At 57.7% G+C, this 20,409-nt stretch carries 14 protein-coding genes, 1 tRNA gene and 1 riboswitch; of the genes, 13 read left to right on the top strand and 2 right to left on the bottom strand.

Going from position 1 to position 20,409, the window contains the following annotated elements; all coding sequences use genetic code 11:
- Window positions 1–36: 36 nt before the first annotated feature.
- A complete protein-coding gene (locus tag B3075_RS09040) occupies window positions 37–2,043 on the bottom strand; it encodes a TonB-dependent receptor plug domain-containing protein (protein WP_290488007.1) in 2,007 nt (668 codons plus the stop codon).
- 35 nt (window positions 2,044–2,078) lie between these two features.
- A riboswitch (cobalamin riboswitch) is annotated at window positions 2,079–2,215 on the bottom strand.
- 346 nt (window positions 2,216–2,561) lie between these two features.
- Here B3075_RS09040 and B3075_RS09035 point away from each other — a divergent pair.
- The 13 genes from B3075_RS09035 (at window position 2,562) to B3075_RS08975 (ending at window position 17,712) form a co-directional block, all read left to right on the top strand.
- A complete protein-coding gene (locus tag B3075_RS09035) occupies window positions 2,562–5,138 on the top strand; it encodes a cobyric acid synthase (RefSeq protein WP_290488005.1) in 2,577 nt (858 codons plus the stop codon).
- Between the two features lie 3 nt (window positions 5,139–5,141).
- Window positions 5,142–6,125 carry an adenosylcobinamide-phosphate synthase CbiB gene (gene cbiB / locus B3075_RS09030; protein ID WP_290488003.1) on the top strand — a complete coding sequence of 328 codons (984 nt, stop codon included), beginning with the start codon at window positions 5,142–5,144 and terminating at the stop codon, window positions 6,123–6,125.
- Window positions 6,126–6,130: 5 nt separating this feature from the next.
- Complete coding sequence (gene cobT, locus B3075_RS09025; protein ID WP_290488001.1) at window positions 6,131–7,171, top strand: nicotinate-nucleotide--dimethylbenzimidazole phosphoribosyltransferase; 1,041 nt, start codon at window positions 6,131–6,133, stop codon at window positions 7,169–7,171.
- Between the two features lie 19 nt (window positions 7,172–7,190).
- Complete coding sequence (cobS, locus tag B3075_RS09020; RefSeq protein WP_290487999.1) at window positions 7,191–7,931, top strand: adenosylcobinamide-GDP ribazoletransferase; 741 nt, start codon at window positions 7,191–7,193, stop codon at window positions 7,929–7,931.
- Window positions 7,928–8,743 carry a cobamide remodeling phosphodiesterase CbiR gene (gene cbiR / locus B3075_RS09015; RefSeq protein ID WP_179218391.1) on the top strand — a complete coding sequence of 272 codons (816 nt, stop codon included), beginning with the start codon at window positions 7,928–7,930 and terminating at the stop codon, window positions 8,741–8,743. The genes cobS and cbiR overlap by 4 nt, the downstream gene beginning before the upstream one ends.
- Window positions 8,718–9,308 carry a bifunctional adenosylcobinamide kinase/adenosylcobinamide-phosphate guanylyltransferase gene (locus B3075_RS09010; RefSeq protein WP_290487996.1) on the top strand — a complete coding sequence of 197 codons (591 nt, stop codon included), beginning with the start codon at window positions 8,718–8,720 and terminating at the stop codon, window positions 9,306–9,308. Before cbiR ends, B3075_RS09010 begins: the two co-directional genes overlap by 26 nt.
- A gap of 50 nt (window positions 9,309–9,358) precedes the next feature.
- On the top strand, window positions 9,359–9,490 hold the full coding sequence (locus tag B3075_RS09005) for a hypothetical protein (RefSeq protein WP_290487994.1): 132 nt from the start codon (window positions 9,359–9,361) through the stop codon (window positions 9,488–9,490).
- 260 nt (window positions 9,491–9,750) lie between these two features.
- Window positions 9,751–9,833: transfer RNA gene (locus tag B3075_RS09000), tRNA-Leu, on the top strand.
- Between the two features lie 936 nt (window positions 9,834–10,769).
- On the top strand, window positions 10,770–11,870 hold the full coding sequence (locus B3075_RS08995; RefSeq protein WP_290487993.1) for a substrate-binding domain-containing protein: 1,101 nt from the start codon (window positions 10,770–10,772) through the stop codon (window positions 11,868–11,870).
- Between the two features lie 115 nt (window positions 11,871–11,985).
- The gene (locus B3075_RS08990; RefSeq protein WP_290487992.1) at window positions 11,986–12,897 is read left to right on the top strand and encodes a sialate O-acetylesterase; all 912 of its coding nucleotides are present in this window, start codon (window positions 11,986–11,988) and stop codon (window positions 12,895–12,897) included.
- Between the two features lie 174 nt (window positions 12,898–13,071).
- Window positions 13,072–14,316, top strand: coding sequence for a 6-phosphofructokinase (locus tag B3075_RS08985; RefSeq protein WP_290487990.1), 1,245 nt, complete (start codon window positions 13,072–13,074; stop codon window positions 14,314–14,316).
- 520 nt (window positions 14,317–14,836) lie between these two features.
- Window positions 14,837–15,832 carry a hypothetical protein gene (locus B3075_RS08980; RefSeq protein WP_290487988.1) on the top strand — a complete coding sequence of 332 codons (996 nt, stop codon included), beginning with the start codon at window positions 14,837–14,839 and terminating at the stop codon, window positions 15,830–15,832.
- A gap of 500 nt (window positions 15,833–16,332) precedes the next feature.
- Entirely contained in the window at window positions 16,333–17,712 is a 1,380-nt protein-coding gene (locus B3075_RS08975) for a replication-associated recombination protein A (protein WP_290487986.1), read from the top strand.
- Here B3075_RS08975 and B3075_RS08970 read toward each other — a convergent pair.
- Window positions 17,707–20,283 carry a glycoside hydrolase family 2 protein gene (locus B3075_RS08970; protein WP_290487984.1) on the bottom strand — a complete coding sequence of 859 codons (2,577 nt, stop codon included), beginning with the start codon at window positions 20,281–20,283 and terminating at the stop codon, window positions 17,707–17,709. The two genes, B3075_RS08975 and B3075_RS08970, sit on opposite strands and share 6 nt — an antisense overlap.
- Between the last annotated feature and the right edge of the window lie 126 nt (window positions 20,284–20,409).

Here is a 20,409-nt window from a genome sequence, read left to right as displayed (position 1 = left end):
GATGGGGGAGCAATCAACAATTAGTAGTGAAAGGAATTAGAATTCGACCGTCACACCGCCGAAGATTCCGAAACCGCGGGCTTCACGCGGGCCGGAGTTATAATCATTCGTCATGATGAATTTCTGGTCAAACAGGTTTTCCAGACGCACATGGAGGGACACATTGTCCGTTGCCTGGTAACGGGCGAACAGGCGCGCCGTAAAGAAATTGTCCAGACGGGCATAGTTGTAGTCCGTGCGTCCCATGGCAGCCGTCACGCCGAAGCCGACCGTCAGCTTTTCAACCGGGGAGGTATAAACCTCTGCGTTGATGGTGTGGCGGGCGGTATTGGCCATCTGGATGGTTTCGTATTTGCCGATGGAATCGCGCTTGGGCATCGTGAAGGTGTAATTGGCATAATAGCCGCTGTTCCACGCGTCCTTGAACTGTCCCTTGAACGCTGCTTCCACGCCGTAGGAAGTGCAGTGGGAATAATTGGTGTAAGTGGTATAGGAATCAGGCCAGGCGCCTACGCTCATGGTGCCGATTTCATCGTCGATACGGGTCCAGAAGCCCGTCACGGAAGCATAATGGCCGTCCGCCAGACGCTGTTCCACGCCCAGGTCGCCGCCCAGGGACTTGGACACCTCCAGATCAGGATTGCCTACATAACCGTAATTGGCCGCATATTGCTCAAAATAGGTGGGCGCGCGGAAACCGGAACCCACAGAACCGAAAATACGGGTGGGAGAATCCTTGCCCGTCACTTTCCAGGAATTGGAATAACGCCACGTAAAATGATTGTTCCAGACGGAATCATGTTCCAGGCGCAGGGCCACGCTGGCGTCAAAGCTGTCCGTGGGGGACCACATTTGCTCCGCAAAGAAGGCAAGCGTGCTTTGCCATTCATCCTTGGCAACGTAATTGTTTTCGCTCATGTAGTCGGAACGGTCCCAGGCCATGCCGGCGATGGTTTTCCATTCCTTGTTCCACGTCAGTGCGTTGCGCCACTCCATCTGAAAGCGGCGGTTGCGCATCACGTTGGGCTGGAAGTCAAATCCGGGAGTATGGCAGGAATAGTCCATGTTGTAATGCCCCACCATGAAGCTGGTGGACCACAGCTTGGAAATCTCCGCATCCACACGCCCTGTCACCAGGTTGCTGCGGTTCTTGTCTTCCGTATTGTACAGATGGGAATCCGGAACGGAAGGCCACTGGCTGTAATCCACATACGGCGTGGGATATTCAAAGTAGGAATCCAGGCGGCGATAGGTAAAGTTCACCTTCACCTTGTCATTGACGTCATAGCCCAGGCGCACGGCTTCCTGCCACTGGCGGAAATCGTTCATGCCTGTCCTGTTGTCATAAATAGCCGGATAGATTGACGGATCGTTTTCCGTAGTTTCAAACCCAACGCCCACAAAATAGGAAAGCTTCTTGATCTTGCCGGATGAAGTGACATAGCTGTTGAAAGAGCCGAAGGAACCGGCCTCCGCAAAAATCCTGGTTACGGGCTCGCCTTCCCCCTCCGGAGTATCCATCGCGACGACGCCGCCAATGGCTCCGGAACCGAAAACGGCGCCCTGCGCGCCTTTCACCACTTCCGCATTGCCCACCGTAAAGAGATTGGTGATGCCCAGCAGCTTGTTGCCGGACATATTGGCATCACTGATGCGCATGCCGTCAACCATGGTCAGGGTGTAGGTCTCCTTGTTCATCCCGCGGATGACGGTATTACTCACGGAACCGCGCTGCCAGGTGCCGCCTCCGTCCAGCGTGAAAACGCCGGGCGTCTGGGAAAGAGCGCCCGTCAGGGTTTCAATGCCCGCCTTCTGGAATTCTTCCGGTTTGATGATGGAAACGGACACTCCGGAGCGATTGTACGGCACGCCCACAAAGTGAGACGCCATGGTCAGTTCCGGCATCACCTGCATGGTTTCCGTTTTGACGGAGGGCTTGGAGTCTTCCTTTTTAGCGGACTCGGCAAGGGAGGACTGGCCTGCGAATGCGCCAAGGCCAACAGCAATAGCGCCCATTTGAAGGGCTTTCTTCGTATAAAGCATGGTTGTAGTGCCTTACGTTCGGTAACTCGCCGAACAGTTGGACAACCTCACAGGCTGGTTTCCTGGCTTGCGAGTCAGGCTCGCTTACAGTGGCGGTACCGCTCCGGATTCACACCGGTATTCCCCATCTATTTCCTGCCCGGCTACGGGCGTCCCTGAGGTCTGTAACCCTTCCCATAAGGGTTCATGGGACGGATGAAATACCAAAGAGACCGGTATGACAAGACAAAAAATTTTTTCTTTGAACATTCCGCCGTCTTAAGAACGTTTCCTCGTTTCAGCGCCTCTCTTTTCATCCCTCTTTTCCATACAGGGCGTTCCATTTTTGTCTTGTCACTCCCGGCGCATACAGGACATGATGCGCTCATGACGCGCCTTGTTCCCACTGTTCCGGGACTGGGAAGATTTCCCGTTTCCGGCGAAGCCTCCGGTTCTGAGGAATTCCGAATTTGCAAGGCGTTTCCTTTCTTTCTCCGGTACGGGCAGACCTTTGGCGCGCCGGTTCCAATCACTGTAGCATGAACGTTTTTTCACATGGCGGAGACTTAAAATCCCTGGCGGCGGAAGCCTGCCGCCCGGAACGGGATATTCTAGACTTCAGCGTCAACCTGAGGCCGGAAGGAATGCCGGAGTTCATCGCCTCAGCGCTGTGGAAGGCCATGGAAAACGCGGTACCCTACCCTTCTCCGGACATGGCGGATTTGCGTGATCTGGCGGCGGTTCATTATGGGATGCCAGCCGGCTGCTTTGCATTTGGGAACGGGGCCAATGAACTCATTCACGCCCTTCCGCGCGCATTAAACCTGAAACAGGCCGTCATTCCGGAACCCGCTTTTTCCGAATACAGGCTGGCCTGCCTGCGCCACGGCACGGATGTTCTTTCCATCCGGACGGAGGAACGGAATTCCTTCCTCCCGTCTCTTCGCCGTCTGGCGGAACAGGCAGCAAACGGAAGCGCCGTTTTTCTGGCGAATCCCGCCAATCCGTCCGGTGGCCTGCTGGACGCAGCGGCCCTGTGCAGGGCCGTTCAGGGCCGCCCTGAAGTCATCTGGATCATTGATGAATCTTTCATGGATTACGCAGAAGGGACGGAATCACTGCTCCGGGAAGCATCCCTCCTGCCCAACCTGGTGGTGCTGCGCTCCCTGACCAAGTTTTACGGCATGGCCGGCGTCCGGTGCGGTTTTTCCATCTGCGCAGCTCCGCTCGCAGAGCGGCTGCGGCAATCCCTGCCCGCCTGGAACGTGAACGCCTTCGCGGCGGCGGCGGTGAGGGCCGCTCTGGAACACCCCTCTTCCTGGGCGGACAGGGAACGCGCCCGGAACCGGGAACGCCGGGATGACCTGTTCCGCAGGCTCTCCTCCCTGCCGGGAGCCGCCGTACTCCCGTCTGAGGCCAACTTCCTGCTCTTCCGCCTGGCAGGGGCGCCTCATGGCCTGGCAGCCCGGCTCCTGAAAAAATACGGCATCGCGCTGCGCGACTGTTCCAATTATCCGGGACTGGAAACGGGCGGCTGGTTCCGCTCCGGCATCCGCACGCCGGAGGAACACGCCCTGCTGGCAGAAGCCTTGCGCGCCGAACTGGCGGGAAACGGCCCTTCCATTATCCGTAAATCGCCCAGACCGGCCCTGATGATTCAGGGCACCTGCTCCGATGCGGGAAAAAGCGTGCTCACGGCAGCCCTGTGCCGCATTTTCCTTCAGGACGGCTACCGGGTGGCCCCGTTCAAGGCGCAGAACATGGCCCTCAACTCCGGCGTAACTGCGCTGGGAGAGGAAATGGGCCGCGCCCAGATAGTGCAGGCCCAGGCCTGCCGCGTTGATCCGGATGCCAGGATGAACCCCATTCTTCTCAAGCCCCATTCCAATACCGGCTCCCAGGTGATCGTGATGGGGCGGCCTGTAGGCAGCATGGACGCGCGGGAATACTTCACGGCCAAAAGGCGCTTCTGGCCGGACGTATGCAAGGCATACGATTCCCTGGCGGATGAATATGAACTCCTCTGTCTGGAAGGGGCCGGAAGCCCAGGAGAGATCAACCTGAAATCAGCAGACGTGGTCAACATGAACATGGCCCACTACGCGCGTGCCAGGGTTCTGCTCGCCGGGGATATTGACCGGGGCGGCGTATACGCCTCCTTTCTGGGAACGTGGATGACATTCGCCCCGTGGGAAAAAGAACTGCTGGCGGGGTTCGTGGTCAACAAATTCCGAGGAGACCCGGATCTGCTGGCCCCTGCGCACAGCTACATGCGGAACCATACGGGCAAGCCCGTGCTGGGCGTCATCCCGATGATGCGGGACATCAACATTCCGGAAGAAGACCGCGCCACGCTGCCCCCTGGCCACGGGGAGCACGGGAAACATGCGGATTGCCTGGATGTGGCCGTGGTCATGCCCGCCCACGTCTCCAACTTTACGGACTTCGCCCCGCTGGCGGCGGAACCGGACGTCCGGCTCCGCCAGGTGCGGACACGGGAAGAATGGGGAAATCCGGACCTGGTCATCCTGCCCGGCACTAAAAGCGTGGCGGCGGATCTGGCCTCCCTCCGTTCCGCCGGGCTGGAAGACCTCATCCGCCGTCATGCCGGAAAAGGAAAATGGATTCTGGGCGTCTGCGGGGGGCTGCAAATGCTGGGAACGGACATTCTGGACCCGCTGCACATGGAATCCCCGGAGGAGCGCACGCCGGGGCTGGGGCTGCTGGAACTTTCCACCACCTTCGCCGCCGCCAAAACCCTGCTCAACGTGCGCCGGGCAAGCACGCCGCTACCTACTCCCGCCGCAGGCTATGAAATCCACCACGGTGTTACCCGTCATCAAGGAAGCTGCGCCCCCATCATGTTCCGGGAAGACGGTTCCCCCTGCGGCTACGGCAAAGGCCGCATCTGGGCCACGTACCTGCACGGCATGCTGGACGGAGACCAATTCCGCCGCGCGTTCATCAACATGGTCAGGAAAGATTCGGGGCTGAAGGCCAACCCAGCCCTGCACACCGCTTATGACCTGGACGGAGCGCTGGACCGTCTGGCGGAGGTAGTCCGGAAACATCTGGATCTGAAAACCATTTACCGAGCTCTCCAACTGAAACGCTGACCCATGTTCCCGTGCCCGTTCATCCTGCCTGCGGCCTTCCTGCTGGATATTCTGGCGGGAGAACCGCCCAACAGGCGCCATCCCGTCTGTCTGATCGGCCGGTGCGCGCGCCGCATGGAAACACTGGCGAGGCAGAGGTGGGGAGGAACTTTTCATGCGGGAATGGCGGCGGCGCTGGCAACCTGTATCCCTGCATGGTTCGGATGCGCGGCGCTCTTCCTCCCCTTTTCCTTATTATCCTCCCTCCGTGCATTCTGGATTCCGTCCGTTCTGGTCATTTACATCTGCATGGCCCCGCGCAGCCTGGCCGAGCATGCCCGGAACGTGGAAAACGCCCTGCGCAGCGGGAATGATGGAGAAGCCCGACGCTCCGTCTCCATGATCGTGGGGCGGGATACGGAACGGCTGGACCGTCACGGCATGGCCAGAGCTGCCATTGAAAGCGTGGCGGAAAATCTGACGGACGGCGTCTTTTCCACCTTGTTCTGGGCCGCCGCAGGCAGCCTGGCCGGGGGCTTCTTCGGCGCGGCCTTTGCCGCGCTGACGCACCGCGTTTTCAATATTCTGGACGCCATGTGGGGAAAAAAGAACGACCGGTACAGACACTTCGGCACCTTTGCCGCACGCACGGACGATGCTCTCAATTTCCTACCCGCCCGCCTCATCCTGCCGTGCATTTCCCTGGCGGCCCTCTTCGTGAAGAAAACTTCCGCCCGGAGGGCGCTCACCACGGGCTGGGCCTTCCGCCGCGCCCATGCCAGCCCCAATTCCGCCTGGAGCGAGGCGGCTTTCGCGGGCGCGCTGGGCCTCCGCATCGGCGGCCCGGTCTCCTACAAGGGAATTCCCGCGGACTATCCGTGGATAGGAACCGGGCGCACGGAAGCTACCGTCAGCGACCTGGCCCTGGCCATACGCCTCATGTGGATGACCGCCGCCGCGGGCACGGTGCTCTTCACCCTCATCCTCTTCTTTATTCCCTACTTCTGACCATTATGAACAAACTGCATATTCCCCCGCTGGACGAACAGGCTGCAAAAGCCGCCCTGGACCATCAGAAAATACTGGCCAAGCCCCCCCTCGCCCTGGGGAAGCTGGAACCCGTAGCCATCCGGATTGCCGCCATGACCGGCAACCCCGCGCCGCGCCTGAAAGACAAGGCTGTGGTCCTCTTCGCCGCGGACCACCACATAGCCGACCACGGCCTCAGCCTGACGTCCACAGACGTCACTTACATCCAGACCCGCAACTTCCTTCAGGGCGGGGGCACCATCAACGCCTTCACGCGCAACGCGGGAGCCCGGCTCTCCGTGGTGGACGTGGGCGTGAATTACGACTTCGGCGATCTGCCGGGGCTGGTGAAAAGAAAAGTCATGCACGGCGCCAACGACTTCAGCAGGGGCCCGGCCATGACAAGGGAACAGGCGATGGAATGCCTGCAAGTGGGCATTGACATGGCCCGTGAAGAAAAAAGCAAAGGGCTGGACATCGTGGCCGCCGGAGAAATGGGCATCGGCAATACGACGCCCTCCTCCGCTATCGTGGCCGTGCTCACGGGAACCCCGGTGGAAACCGTGACGGGACGCGGTTCCGGCGTCAAGGGGGAAGTCATCCGCAAAAAAATAGAGCTCATTGAACAGGGTATCGCCTTGAACAAACCTGACCCCTCCGACGCCATCGATGTGCTGGCGAAAGTGGGAGGACCGGAAATAGGAGCCATGGCCGGACTGATGCTGGGCGCGGCCTCCCTGCGCGTCCCCATCGTCATTGACGGATTCATTGCCGGGGCGGCGGCGGCCATCGCCCAGGGCATCCGCCCGGAAGCGGCGCAATACTTCATCGGCTCCCACAACTCCGCGGAACCTGGGCATCAGCTCATTATGGACCACATCGGCGTCACCATGTACATGGACCTGGGCCTCTGCCTGGGGGAAGGCACGGGGGCTGCCCTGTTCTTTCCTCTGCTGGACGCCGCCACGCGCGTGCTGTCTGAAATGAAAACCCTGCCGGAGCTGGACATTACCGTTCCGCGCTGACCCCAGCTTTCCCGTATCTATGGCTGTCATCACCACCATCCGCTCTGCCTTCGGCTTTCTGACCCGGCTTCCGGTAGGACCGTGGCCGCTGCAAAACGACCTGAACGGCATCTCCGCATGGCTCCCGCTGGTCGGACTCGTCGTGGGAGGGCTGGCGGGCGTCCTGACCTGGGCGGCCACCCTGCTCTTCCCCCCCCTGGTCTGCGGCGTCATCGGCTGCGCCTGCTGGGTAGCCGTCACGGGCGGACTGCATCTGGACGGAGTGGCGGACTGCGGGGACGGACTGCCCGTGGAAGTGCCGAGGGAACGCCGGCTGGAAATCATGAAAGACTCCCGCCTGGGAACCTTCGGCGGCACGGCTCTGTTCTTCAACCTGGCATTCAAGGGAGCCGCTCTGGCGGCTCTGGCGGCCTGCGGTTCCTGGGAACTTCTGCTCACGGCATGCGCTCTTGCAGGATTGCTGGCCCGCAGCCAGATCTTCATCGCCATGCGCTTTCCGGGCGCGCGCCCCGGCGGCATGGGGGAAGCTTTCAAGCAGGGGACGCGCCCCGTTCACGCCCTGATAGCCGCCGCCGTCACTCTGGCTGCCTGTGCGCTGGCAGGATGGCACGGACTGTACGCCCTGCTCGCCGCCCTGGTCGGTTCCACGGCGTTGCTCCTGTATGCCCGCCGCCGCCTGGGCGGCGTCACCGGGGATGTGTTCGGCTGTACCGTGGAATGCACGGAATGGATCGTCCTGCTCACCTTCTGCACCTTATGAAAACTCCGCACAAATGCCGCGTTCCGGGCCTCAACATCGGCTGCACCTCCTTCATCATCCCGGACTACTACGTGCCCGCCATCAGGGAATGCGTCCATTACGCGGATGATGTCGCCCTGCTCCTGCTGGAAGCCGGAGACTGCGGCAAAGAACTCATTACTCCTGCGGAAATACGGGAACTGGCCGGCATCGCCGCGGATGCCGGGGTCAAATGGAACGTCCACCTGCCCACGGACGGCGGTTTCGCCACGGAAGAATCAAGCCGCCGCTATACGGAAAACATCATCCGCGCCATTGACCTGACACGGGAACTGGAACCCCACACGTGGGTCATGCACGTGGTTACGGATCATATTCCCGGCCCGGACATGCGCCCCCACCTTACGGAGCGTGAAACGGAACGCATCCTCCGCAGCCTGGAGCAAATAACGCCCCATTTGCCCGCTCCGGAATGCCTGGCCCTGGAAAATCTGGAACGCCACCCGACCGACTACCTGGACAAACTGGTCTCCGCCACTCCCCATTCCCGCTGCTTTGACATAGGCCATGTCTGGAAGGAAGGCCTGCGGCCGGAAAAACTGCTGCCGCTCTGGCTGCCGGACATACGCATGTGCCACCTGCACGGGCTGGAAAAACGGGACCACAAATCCCTGCACCACATGCCCCCCGCCACGCTGGACGCCATCCTGCACCCCATGTGGGATATCCGATTCTCCCCCCCCATTACCCTGGAAGTCTTCAGCCTGGACGACTTTCTGAACTCCCACCAGGCCATGCTGGAATCCCATGAACGCTACATCACCAAACACTGACGCCAATACCGCACGCATGACGCTCGTCCTGGGCGGCATCAGAAGCGGCAAAAGCCAATACGCTGAACAAATAGCCGCCGGATTCGGGGGAAAAATCCTGTACGTCGCCACGGCGGAAGTGTGGCCCGGGGCCGGCTCCATGGAATACCGCGTGCGCAAGCACCGGGAACGCCGTCCTGAAAGCTGGCTCACGCTGGAATGTCCCCGTCATGTAGCTTCCGCCGTCAGGGAATCCGGCTTGCTGGACCAGGTGAACGGCGTCATTCTGGAATGCGTCACCCTGCTTGCCTCCAATACCCTGTACGCACAGAAGGACCCCACGGACTACGAACCATTCCAGGAAGCGCTGATTGAGGAAATAGAAGCTCTGAAAAAACTCATCCGCCAATCCCCCGTGCCATGGGTGCTTGTTTCTTCTGAAACCGGCATGGGCATCAGCCAGTCAGATGCGGAAACGCGCCATTACTGCGACGGGCTCGGCATTGCCAACCAACTCCTTGCCAGAAGCGCGGATGAAGTTTACTTCATGGTCGCTGGGCTGCCCCTGACTGTGAAAAAAGGCTGAACCACCCGAAGAACGATGCTCCCATTGGTCAGGAAAAGAAAATGCCGGACATGAAGCGTATCATCACCCTGTGCCATGTTGGCATCGCTTTCATCATCCATGAAAAACGCTTTCGGGAAACTCGTGGCGCAGGCAGGAACTACATGAAGAATCCGGCATCCGTCCAGGACGCCATACCTTAATCGTCAACGCCAGTCTGAACCGGACCATCTCCAAAGCCTGGAACACCGGAGCCTTTTACCGACAGGAACAGAGGAAACACGTGATCAACCAGAACGTTAACGCTGCCGTGCGCTGCTTATCTCAAACACTTATTTCCAATCGGAAACATGAAGGAGAGAATCCGCGGGAAATTCCCTCCGTTTTTTCCGCGGCTCACTATATTCCACAGGAAATTCTTGACTCTCCGGCCCTCTTGCCTCTTAATTCTTTTGCCTCATGTGCCGTCGTGGCGGAATGGTAGACGCGCTCGACTCAAAATCGAGTTCCAAAAGAGTGTGGGTTCGAGTCCCACCGGCGGTACCAATTAATAAACCCTGGTAGCTGAACGCTCCCAGGGTTTTCTATGATCAGCCGGTAACGCTTCATTTCTCATAGAGACTTCCCGCGGTAATACCAGGACGGAAGGAGATGGGCCCGCGCCCGGTTTACGCCAGACAATGATCTGGTGGAAAAATTCCGTTCCCGCTCCTCTGCCGATTGTCGAAAAACCGTTGACGAACAGTATTTGGCTGGATTGCATCATGGATACTGCGCTTCATGGCGGATGATCAGGAAAAAGAAATGGTTCATGCCGCTTTTGCCACCGTCGGCTTTTCCGGATCGCCATCTACACCCGGCCTTATGCCGCCACAGCCAGACGATCCCGGAACGGCCGCTTTTAAAAAGTCTGTGTCACCAGAGCGTGTTCGTCTGATACCTCTATTGTATCAGTGGGAGCTATGAATATATATTGTCCGGAATTTTCCGTTTCCAGAACAATCAGGGAGGCAGCGTCGCTAAGAAGCGCATGGACAGTACACGCAGCCGTGCAAGTCAGCGCATAGGATGCGCCCGGTATGGTATTCACTTTCATCAAGCAGATTTAGTGCCGGAAACGGGAGAAAAATCATCCATGCCGATACGTGCACATTTCCTGCCGGGGAATATGAAAAAAGGATGATGAGAAATGGACCATCCAACAAAACAATCAATAAAGTATTTATATTAAATATATTATCTAATAATCACAAACCAATAGCGACTGTATTGCGCATACATGTAATGCATTGATAATAAAATATCATATATACATTATCCGCCTGTTTCACTTCATCAAAAAAGACCAGGAGACTAAATTGTTAAATAATTATCATATAATCAACAATTTACAACAACACTGCACTCGTTTCGGATTTAGAGGGGCAGGCAATCCCTACAATTGGCTCGAATTCACGCAATGCAATACGTATATAGAAGAGTATGACTTCGTTGCCGGCATCTTCATTGGTTGAAACAGTAGCCAATAAAATCAAACAGATGATTCTCAGCGGCAGCCTGATCAATATCCTGCCCGGAGAAAGGGAACTCGGACACAGGTTATCCGTAGGCAGGGAGACTGTCAGAAAGGCCCTCACTCTTCTGGAAAGGGATGCATGGATTGCCCCCGCACGCATCAAGGTTCCGCGGCGCATCCTGAAAACTACGGAAGAAGAAACGGTTAAAAACATCTTTTGCCATTCGATTCAGGAAAAAAGAGAAATTCTCGGTTTTCTGACGCCACTGCCCCTGAAAAGGCTGGCTCAAAGCGTATTGGCGGAGATATACACCATCTCCAAAATTCTGGAGGAAGACGGCATCAGCGTCCGCATTTTTGAAGCTCCCTGGATTTTAGGCAATAATCCGGACAAGAGGCTTGCCAAGCTTGTTACCAAATCCGAATGCGTCTGCTGGATACTTCACCGTTCCTCGGAACAAACCCAGCTCTGGTTCAAAAAGCACCGCATTCCCTGCATTGTGCGCGGCACTTCCTACCAGAGCAGCAACCTGCCCTATCTGGACCGCCACTGGGCGGCCACCACGCATCATGCGGCGCAGCACCTCTGGAACAAGGGACACAGAACAGTAGGCCTGTGCCTGCCTCCTGATCCATTGAAGGGCCACCAGCTCATGCAAAAAGGCTTTTTCAGTTTTGCGGAACAGGGATGGAATCCCGTCCTGGTTCCCTCCCCGTTTGAAACGCCGCTCTTCTTTGAATACCTTGCCAAAGCGTTTAAAGAACATCCGGATATGTCCGCTCTGGTAGCCACGCGGGGCAATCAGGTCGTTCCTATCCTTTCCTGGGTGGAAGCCCGCTCCCTGAGCATTCCGGACCAGCTCAGCCTGGTAAGCCTGACGTACGAACCCTTCATGGAACGCCTGCTGCCCACTATCACCTATTATGAAGAGAACCAGACAAAAACGGTTCACAAACTCATACGGATGCTCCGCTCCCTGACAGCCGGGAAAAATATCAAGAGCATTTCCGTCATTCCGGAAATATACCCCGGTCAATCCGTTTCCCGGCACTCCTTATCCGTATAATACCTTTTTCCGGAAAGGAAAGCATCAACAGAAAAATATATTGGCAACAGGCAAAGAAAAATTCCTTTAGAAGACAGAATCTTCTTTCCGGAAACGTATCAGGAATATCCCCGCCATGATTGTTTCCATACTGCCATGCTCTGCACGTTTTTTCCTCTTTTCATGGCTGCTTTGTTCCCTGCCGGTCTTTCTGGCGCCTTCCCTGCATGCGGATGAAATCAACGTTATCCTCATTGGCGGCCAGTCAAACGCCACAGGGCAAGGGTATGTAAACAACATTCCTCCCTGCTTCAAGACGGATAAACGGATTCTTCTGTACTATTCCGGTTCCCTCAAAGGGGTAGAACCGGCAGAACAGCTTGTTCCCTTGAGCCCGGCCTCCGAATCCCCCGACCGTTTTGGCGTGGAATTAAGCCTGGGAACAGCGTTGCAGAAAAAATTCCCGCAAAAAAAATGGGTCCTCATCAAGCACGCCCGGAGCGGAAGCAACCTTTTCCTGCAATGGAACCCTGGACAAACTTCTCAGGATAAGCAAGGGGAAGAATACGTCAAACTGATCCGTACCGTCCGCAACGGAATGGAAGCCCTGAAAAAACAGGGATATACTCCTGTCCTGAAAGCCATGGTGTGGCAACAGGGAGAAGGAGACGCAAGGGACATTGCCGGCATCAAAAACTCTCTGTCTTACGGCGCCAACCTGAACAACCTGATTAAACGCATCAGAGCAGACCTGGAGGCCCCCGATCTGGCCTTTATCTACGGCAGCGTTCTTCCCGTGCCCGCTCCGGCCCGTTTTCCAGGCAGGGAAGAAGTGCGGCAGGGGCAAAAGGATGTAGCGGAAGAATCCCGTACTTCTCTCTCCGTCAACAATGCGGTTTATGTTCCCGCAGACGATCTCCAACTGCGCAGCATGGACTTCCGCACCCCCTATCCCACGGATACCATCCATCTGGGCACGCATGGAGTTCTGGCTCTGGGAGAACGCTTTGCCTCCGCATTGGAAAAGATATGGAGACAAAAAAACTGATGCCACCGCTCTTTTTTCTTCCTCACTTTCTCCAGCCCTGGCAGCCCCATCCGGAAAACCGATAATGTTTGACATCCCTCCGGGCTGCGGATAGGGTTGACTATCATTTCATTCCCTGCCTCCAACGCTGTTGAAAGGGGGGACTCAACAGAACTCTCTCATCCATTATTGCCCATGAACCCATTGAAAGGAGCATGCATCATCGGCCAGTCCGGAGGCCCCACCGCCGTCATTAACGCCAGCGCGCTGGGAGCCATTCAAGCCGCCCTGCAAAGCGAACAGATCACGCGCGTGCTGGGAGCCGCCAACGGGATTGAGGGAGTGCTCAAGGAACGCCTGTTCGACATGGCCCGGGAGGATTCCGAAGAACTGGAGTTGCTCAAATATACTCCGGCCTCGGCCCTGGGTTCCTGCCGCTACAAGATGTCCGACCCATCCGCGGACGATACGGATTACCGCCGTCTGCTGGAAATTTTCCGAAAATACGACGTACGCTACTTTTTCTACAACGGGGGCAACGATTCCATGGATACCTGCAACAAGATATCCAAATTCATGCAGCAGTCCGGTTACGAATGCCGCGTCATCGGAATCCCCAAGACTATTGACAATGACCTTCACGGCACGGACCACTGCCCCGGTTTCGGCTCTGCCGCCAAATTTATCGCGACCTCCTGCATGGAAGTTCACCAGGATCTCCGCGTGTACGACAAGGGACGCGTCACCATCGTGGAAATCATGGGCCGCCACGCCGGCTGGCTGGCCGGATCCGCAGCGCTGGCCACGTATGCGGGAGCTGGGCCGGACTTGGTTTACCTGCCGGAAGTTCCCTTCCGCATGGAGGAATTCTGGCAGGATGTGGACCGGATTTACAGACAGAACGGCTGCTGCATGGTCGCCGTCTCGGAAGGCGTGCAATATGCAGACGGCCGCTTTGTCGCGGAATCCGGAGACAGGGACGTCTTCGGCCATACGCAGCTGGGCGGCCTGGGAGCCATGCTTGCGGAATCCGTCAAGCGGCAAACCGGAGCCAAAGTCAGAAGCATTGAACTTTCACTCCTCCAGCGCTGCGCTTCCCATGTCGCCTCCAAGACGGATATTGATGAAGCGTATATGGCGGGAACAGCCGCCGTGGAAGCCGCCGTTTCCGGCCAGACGGATAAAATGGTGGCTTTTGAACGGGTTACGGAGAATGGCATTTATTCCTGCAAGACTAAATTGATAGGTCTGGGAGAAGTGGCCAATGTGGAAAAACTTGTCCCCCGCGAATGGATCAACGCCCGCGGCAATGGCGTGGAACAGCCTTTCATTGACTATGTTCTGCCTCTGATCCAGGGAGAGACGGCCATGCGGAAGGAATGTTCCCTGCCCCGCTTCGCGAAACTCAGGAAAGTGCTGGCGAAACCGGAACAGCAGTAGCTGTTTCTTCGGGAAAGCGTTTTGCCTCATCACCCCGGCCGGAGTGGCCCGCCCCACGCTTTTTCAGGTAAACATCCGGTCGGCGCCCTTCCCCTTTCCCGGTCTCCTGAAAGGGATGAGAAAGGAAAGCCGGTATAGCAGTTTCGTTCATCAACAGGAAAAACCAGCCTCTTCTCTGACGGCTCCTTCCGTCTTTCTCTCTTATCCATAACGTGCGTTTTATCTTTTCAGAATCCTCCGCTTATAGAAAACCGCATCTTTTTTACTGAATGGAAATGGAACCGATTTCCCTCATATCTTCTTATGAAACAATGTTTTTCAAATATATCAAAAACAAATGGGAAGGAACCGGTAAACGAAAAATCTTGCAGGCAAGGATAGAAAAAGGCTAAAATAATAAAGGAGTTCAACATTCGGCTTCTATCATTTCGCGGCGCAAAACTGCTTGTTTCCGGATATCTTTCAGGAAACCGGCATGGAATCGCTTCCCGCTTGCCTATCCAAGTTTTTCCCGCATGCCATGCTCGATTATCTGTTTCAACATTTTTATTCAACGCTGGCTATCCTTGCTTTCTGCATTGCCATCCTGATTCTGAGAGCCCTCGGCAAACGCGGCAGTTTCTGGATTCCCGTCTCCACGGCCCCTTTAGGCTGCATCACCTTCCTGGCCGTCTTTCTCCTGCTGACGGCTTTCATTATTGGGACATTCGGCTTGTTCACCACAATTCCCTTAGCGGAAAGTCTGGCTTTTGCCCTGGCATGGCTGGCAGCCATGGCGGCAGCTCTGATTGTCATTTCACGCCTGACCGGCTATTACCTTCGGCAGGAGCCATCCGCAGGCAGGCATTATCCGGAGGAATATGGAAAAATGCTCTCAGCCCAGCTCCGGAACAAAGGCATCCTGCTATTCGCAATCATCGGCATCATCAGCTGCGCCATTGACATCATTACACTCCCCTTCCCGATTCCGGAACTCCCTCCGGGATCGCCCCTGTCTGCCGCCACCATGATTCCCCTGCCGCCGGAAGCGCCTTTTGACGTACGCCTCTCCTCCCGCGTCACGACCAGATTTTCCGGAGAATGCGACTTTGACGTGACCGTCCGGAAAAAGGGAGGCGGCAGATATGTTTTCCCTGCCATTCTGATCAATCCCGGGGGAAGAAGCGCCGTTACCATTTACAGGCTGTGGCCGGAAAACAAGCGTCATCAGGGCAGCCTGATCTTCACCAACGGAATACAAAGCTGCCTGCTTAATATGGATACCATGCAAATGAAATCCCTGAGCGGCCCCGCTTCCAATTACCCTCCTCCTGCCGGTGAAGACCTGTCCGGAGAAGATATGAATCTTCGCCTGGAAACGGTAGGACGGTACCGGGGGCTTTCCTTCGTACGCGGAGCGGACCACTCAGCTACAACACGTTCTTATATTTTGAAAATTCTGGAAAACATGCTGGCGCGGACGGAGCGCCTCCAGGAAGCCATTGACACAAACTCTCACGAATCCTCAGCCGAGTAACAAGCGGGCTTACTGTTAACCCAGCCGGGGCGTCTCCTCCCCGGCGGCGAATGGCGCGGATCACCGTGCCTCCGCCCCCTTCCAGAGCCAATCCGGTTCCGCGTGACAAAAACTGCTACAACAAACGCGCCCGACGCCGGAACTCCCCGCCCTTCTCTCTGCATAGGATGCGCATTCCTTCATCCAGCTTCACGGGCTTTGCCGCCTCCCTGGCCTCCACCTTCACGGACACGGGCCGGAGTATGCTCTGATTCTGAGCATTCTCGGACATGCCGCATACGCCGGAAAACAGAACAGAAAACACATGGAAAACATGCCGGAAGATCATGTTCCCTATACACTGTTTTTCTCAGGCATCTTTCTTTTTCCTCCCTAATTCTCTTCCGCCCCTCAAAGCCGGGGGCAGCATCCTCTCCATGACGTGCCGTTTTGCCCGGAACGCCTGAAATGCCTTCATGCTCCCCTTGCCTTCCTTTTACCGGCGGCGTATGATGGGCATCATGAAAAAAGACGATGCGCCGGGCCTGTTCGCCGCCTTTGCAGACCGCCCTCTGGCGGATCGCCTGAGGCCGACAGCACTGGAAGAAATCATGGGCCAGGACCACCTGCTGGGGGAAGGAGGACCTCTCCGGCTCATGGCGGACTCCGGCAAAATGACCAGCTTTATTTTGTGGGGGCCTCCCGGCTGCGGAAAAACCACGCTGGCGCGCATTCTGGCGACGCGCACGTCCATGCATTTCACAGCTCTCTCCGCCGTCTTCTCCGGCATGGCGGATTTGAGAAAAGCCTTTGACGAAGCGGCCAGGCGCAGGGAATACGGTCAGGGAACCCTCCTGTTCGTGGATGAAATCCATCGGTTCAACCGCGCCCAGCAGGACGGCTTTCTGCCATATGTGGAAAACGGAACCGTTACGCTGGTGGGGGCCACTACAGAAAACCCTTCCTTTGAACTGAACAGCGCCCTTCTCTCGCGCTGCAAGGTCTTCGTCATGCACTCCCTGGACGCCCCGGCTCTGGAAAGCATCATTGAACGGGCGGAAGCCCTTCTTCAGCGCAAACTTCCGCTCGCGCCGGAGGCGCGCGCCACCCTGACAGAACTGGCAGACGGAGACGGACGCTACCTCATTAACCTGATGGAAAGCGTCTTCGACCTCTGCAAGCCCGATGAAATGCTGGGCTCGGACGCGCTGCTGAAAATTGTCCAGCAGCGCGCCCCGGTTTACGACAAGGACCGGGAAGGCCATTACAACCTCATCAGCGCCCTGCATAAATCCCTGCGGGGATCGGATACGGACGCGGCCCTGTACTGGGCCGCGCGCATGCTCGAGGGCGGCGAGGACCCTCTCTACCTCCTGCGCCGCCTGACCCGTTTCGCCATGGAGGATATCAGCCTGGCGGACCCTGCCGCACTTCAAATGGCCATTGCCGCGTGGGACACCTATGAACGCCTGGGCTCCCCGGAAGGAGAGCTGGCGATTGCGGAACTGGTCATCTACCTGGGCTGCGCCCCCAAATCCAACAGCGCCTACACCGCGTGGAGCGCAGCCCGGAAAACGGCACGGGAACACGGCTCCCTGATGCCCCCGGCACACATCCTCAACGCGCCCACCAGATTAATGAAAGAACTGGGCTATGGAAAAAATTACGCCTACGATCATGACGCGCCGGACGCATTCTCCGGGCAAAACTACTTTCCGGACAACATGCCCCGCCGCCAGTTCTACAGGCCGCCGGAACGGGGTTTTGAACGGGAAATCAACAAACGCCTGGCCTATTGGGACAAACTGCGCCGCCAGCGGGCGGAAGAGGACGCCGGAAACTCCGGTACGCGCAGGAACTGGAAAAAGCCTCCCGTTCCGGAAAAGCAGAAGCCTTCATGACGCATCCGCCGGCCATACGGCCACTTCCGCAATGCCCTGCCCCGGAGACAGACGGATGCGTACGTACCTGGCGCCGGTCCCTTCCGGACACATTGCGGTCAGCTCCGTCCCATCCTTGCGCAAAACGGCGTTAATGTCCTTCCAGCTATTTCCGTCCCTGCTGACCTGAACCGCGGGGGCCGGCCCCTTCCAGCTTCCGGCGGCCTTCACCTCCACCCGGTCCAGGCGGAATTCAAACTCCATGTCCAGCTGCCACCACGGCGCTTTGTCTTCCTCGGACGGATGCCATGCGGAAACATCGTCGCCGTCGGAAGCCTTCATCGCCTCCTGAAGCCCGGAGGAAGCGGAACAGGGCCTCAATACGGCCAAATTGGCCTTCTCTCCGGGTTCGGACCGTCCGTACCGCGCCAGCTGGACACCCCTCTCCTTGGCAGTAAAACGCTTGTAGGTTCTTTCCTGCGTTTCCGCGCTCCTGCCCGCTGCGTAAGCCGGAGCATTCCGGCAAACGATTTGGAGGTTATCCCCCTTCAATCCGGGAGAAGACGCCCTGATCACCGTCTTCCCGGCATAATAAGACCGGAACTCAATCGCCGCACAGCCGTCAATCAAATCAATATCCGTTCCGGGCGTGAACGTGATGCTCTTGCCGGTGGGGAACTCCCCAGGCCCCGATTCCACCGTAAGCGTCACCGGAACGGCATTGGCTATCCGCTTTCCGGCGGCGTCCGCCACTTTCACGGTCACATGCACGTCGTCCGTGCCGTCCGCCGGGCTGATAACCTTCTTGTCCGCGGACAGCTTCACCTGTGCCGGAGCCCCCTCCACGGGCCACTCCGGAGGAGGAATATTCCTGAATTCATTCCTGTACCAGTACCAGGCCCGCTTGGGAATGCGGAAGTAATCCACAATGCCCATGCGCCCGCCGGAAGGCCAGATGCTGCCGTGGTCAAAGCCGCACCAGACCGCCTCTCCCACGCGCCAGGGATAGCGAATCCCCGCCTCTTTATCCTTCTTCATATCCCCCCACCCCGGCGCATACATCCCCGGCCTCCGGCAGCTCACGGAACCGTACTCCGTCACCATGCTGGGCCTGCCGGGCGTCTTCACATGGGAGCCGTCCCCGTTGAAGGCGGCCATGTCCCCCAGCTTGTCAAAATTTCCGCGCTGCCCTCCCCCGGCGCACACGGGGCGCGTCGGGTCCAGCTCCTTCACCAAGGCAATAAGCCTGTTGCACAAGGCCCTGGCCTCCGGCCCATGCCTGGTAAAAAACGGTTCATTGCTAATGCTCCAGATGACGATGGAAGGATGGTTGCGGAATTGCAGCACCATCTCCCTCACCTGGCGCATGCAGCTTTCCTCAAACGCAATACGGTCCTTCTTTTCCGTTGGATAGGCATCGCAATTCCAGTACCTGTCATGCTCCTTGAACCCGCCCATTCCCCAAAAAACGCCTTCATTCAGCATGCACATTCCCTCCCGGTCGCAAGCATCCAGAAACGCCTGGGAATGAGGGTAATGGGAGCCGCGTATGAAATTAAACCCGGCGTTCTTCATCAGCCGCACATCACGGCGGGCCCCGGCGTCCGTCACGGCATCCCCCCATCCGGCGTGGTCCTGGTGCACATTGGCTCCCTGCAGATAAACAGGTTTCCCGTTCATCAGCATGCCACGGTCCGCCGTCAGTTCCAGAGTACGGAAACCCAGGGGATTTTCAACCCGGTCCAGCACCTGCCCCTTCTCGTCCAGCAACTCCGTCGCCACGCGGTACATATTGGGGGCTGCGGGGCTCCACAACCCGGGAGAGGCCAGCGGAGGCAGGTCAGCCTGTACGCGAGACTCTTCTCCGGCGCCCAGCTCCGCGACCTTCTCTCCCCGCAGCACCACGCGGCCGCTTTGCTCCTCCCGCACAGTATGCCGCACCGTCACTTTCCTCACAATCCCGGTATCATTCTTCACTTCCGTCAGAATCCGGACCTTCCCGCGGGCCGCCGTCACCTCCGGCGTCTGAACCCATACTCCGTGCGCAGGCAAATACACGGGAGAACACACGTGCAGATGTACGTTCCGGTACAGGCCTCCGGAAAAAGTATGCTCCCCCGCCCGCGGCGCCATGCGGGGGCTCCAGCGGTTATCCACCCGTACCTCCACCCAGTTCTCGCCGGGTTTCAGGAAAGGCGTCAAATCCGACCGGAAGGCCGTATATCCCCCTTCATGCCTTCCCGCAGTCTTCCCGTTCACCTTCACCTCCGCCACCTGGAAAGCTGCGCCGCAATCCAGAAACACCTTCTTCCCCTGCCATTCCTCCGGCATGACCAGCTTCTTGCGGTAGGCGCCTCGCCCTGTGTAAAAGGAATCGGACATAAAGTAGGGCAGACTGAACGTATGGGGCAGATGAACCGTCTGCCAGCCGCTCTTTCCGGGCTCGTCCTCAAACCGGAACTCCCAGCCGCGGTTCCAGATCATCCTCTCGCAGGGGAATGCAACTTTTTCCGCAGAGGAAACGCCTGTTTCCGCTCCGGCCATGGAAAAACACAGGGCAGCGCCCAGCATGCAGGCCATCATCTTGCGCATGCGTATGTTACCATTCCGTCCTGCTTTTTCTTTCAGTTAAAAAATATTTCCGCCCGTGAAAAGCCCGCAACAACAAGCCGTGCATCCCGGACAGGGAGCACGGCTGGAAAACTTCTCCATCCGGGG

It is taken from the genome of Akkermansia sp. UBA7090, from assembly GCF_002493465.1.
GTDB lineage: Bacteria > Verrucomicrobiota > Verrucomicrobiia > Verrucomicrobiales > Akkermansiaceae > Akkermansia > Akkermansia muciniphila_A.
This window is presented reverse-complemented; position numbering and strand designations above follow the sequence as displayed.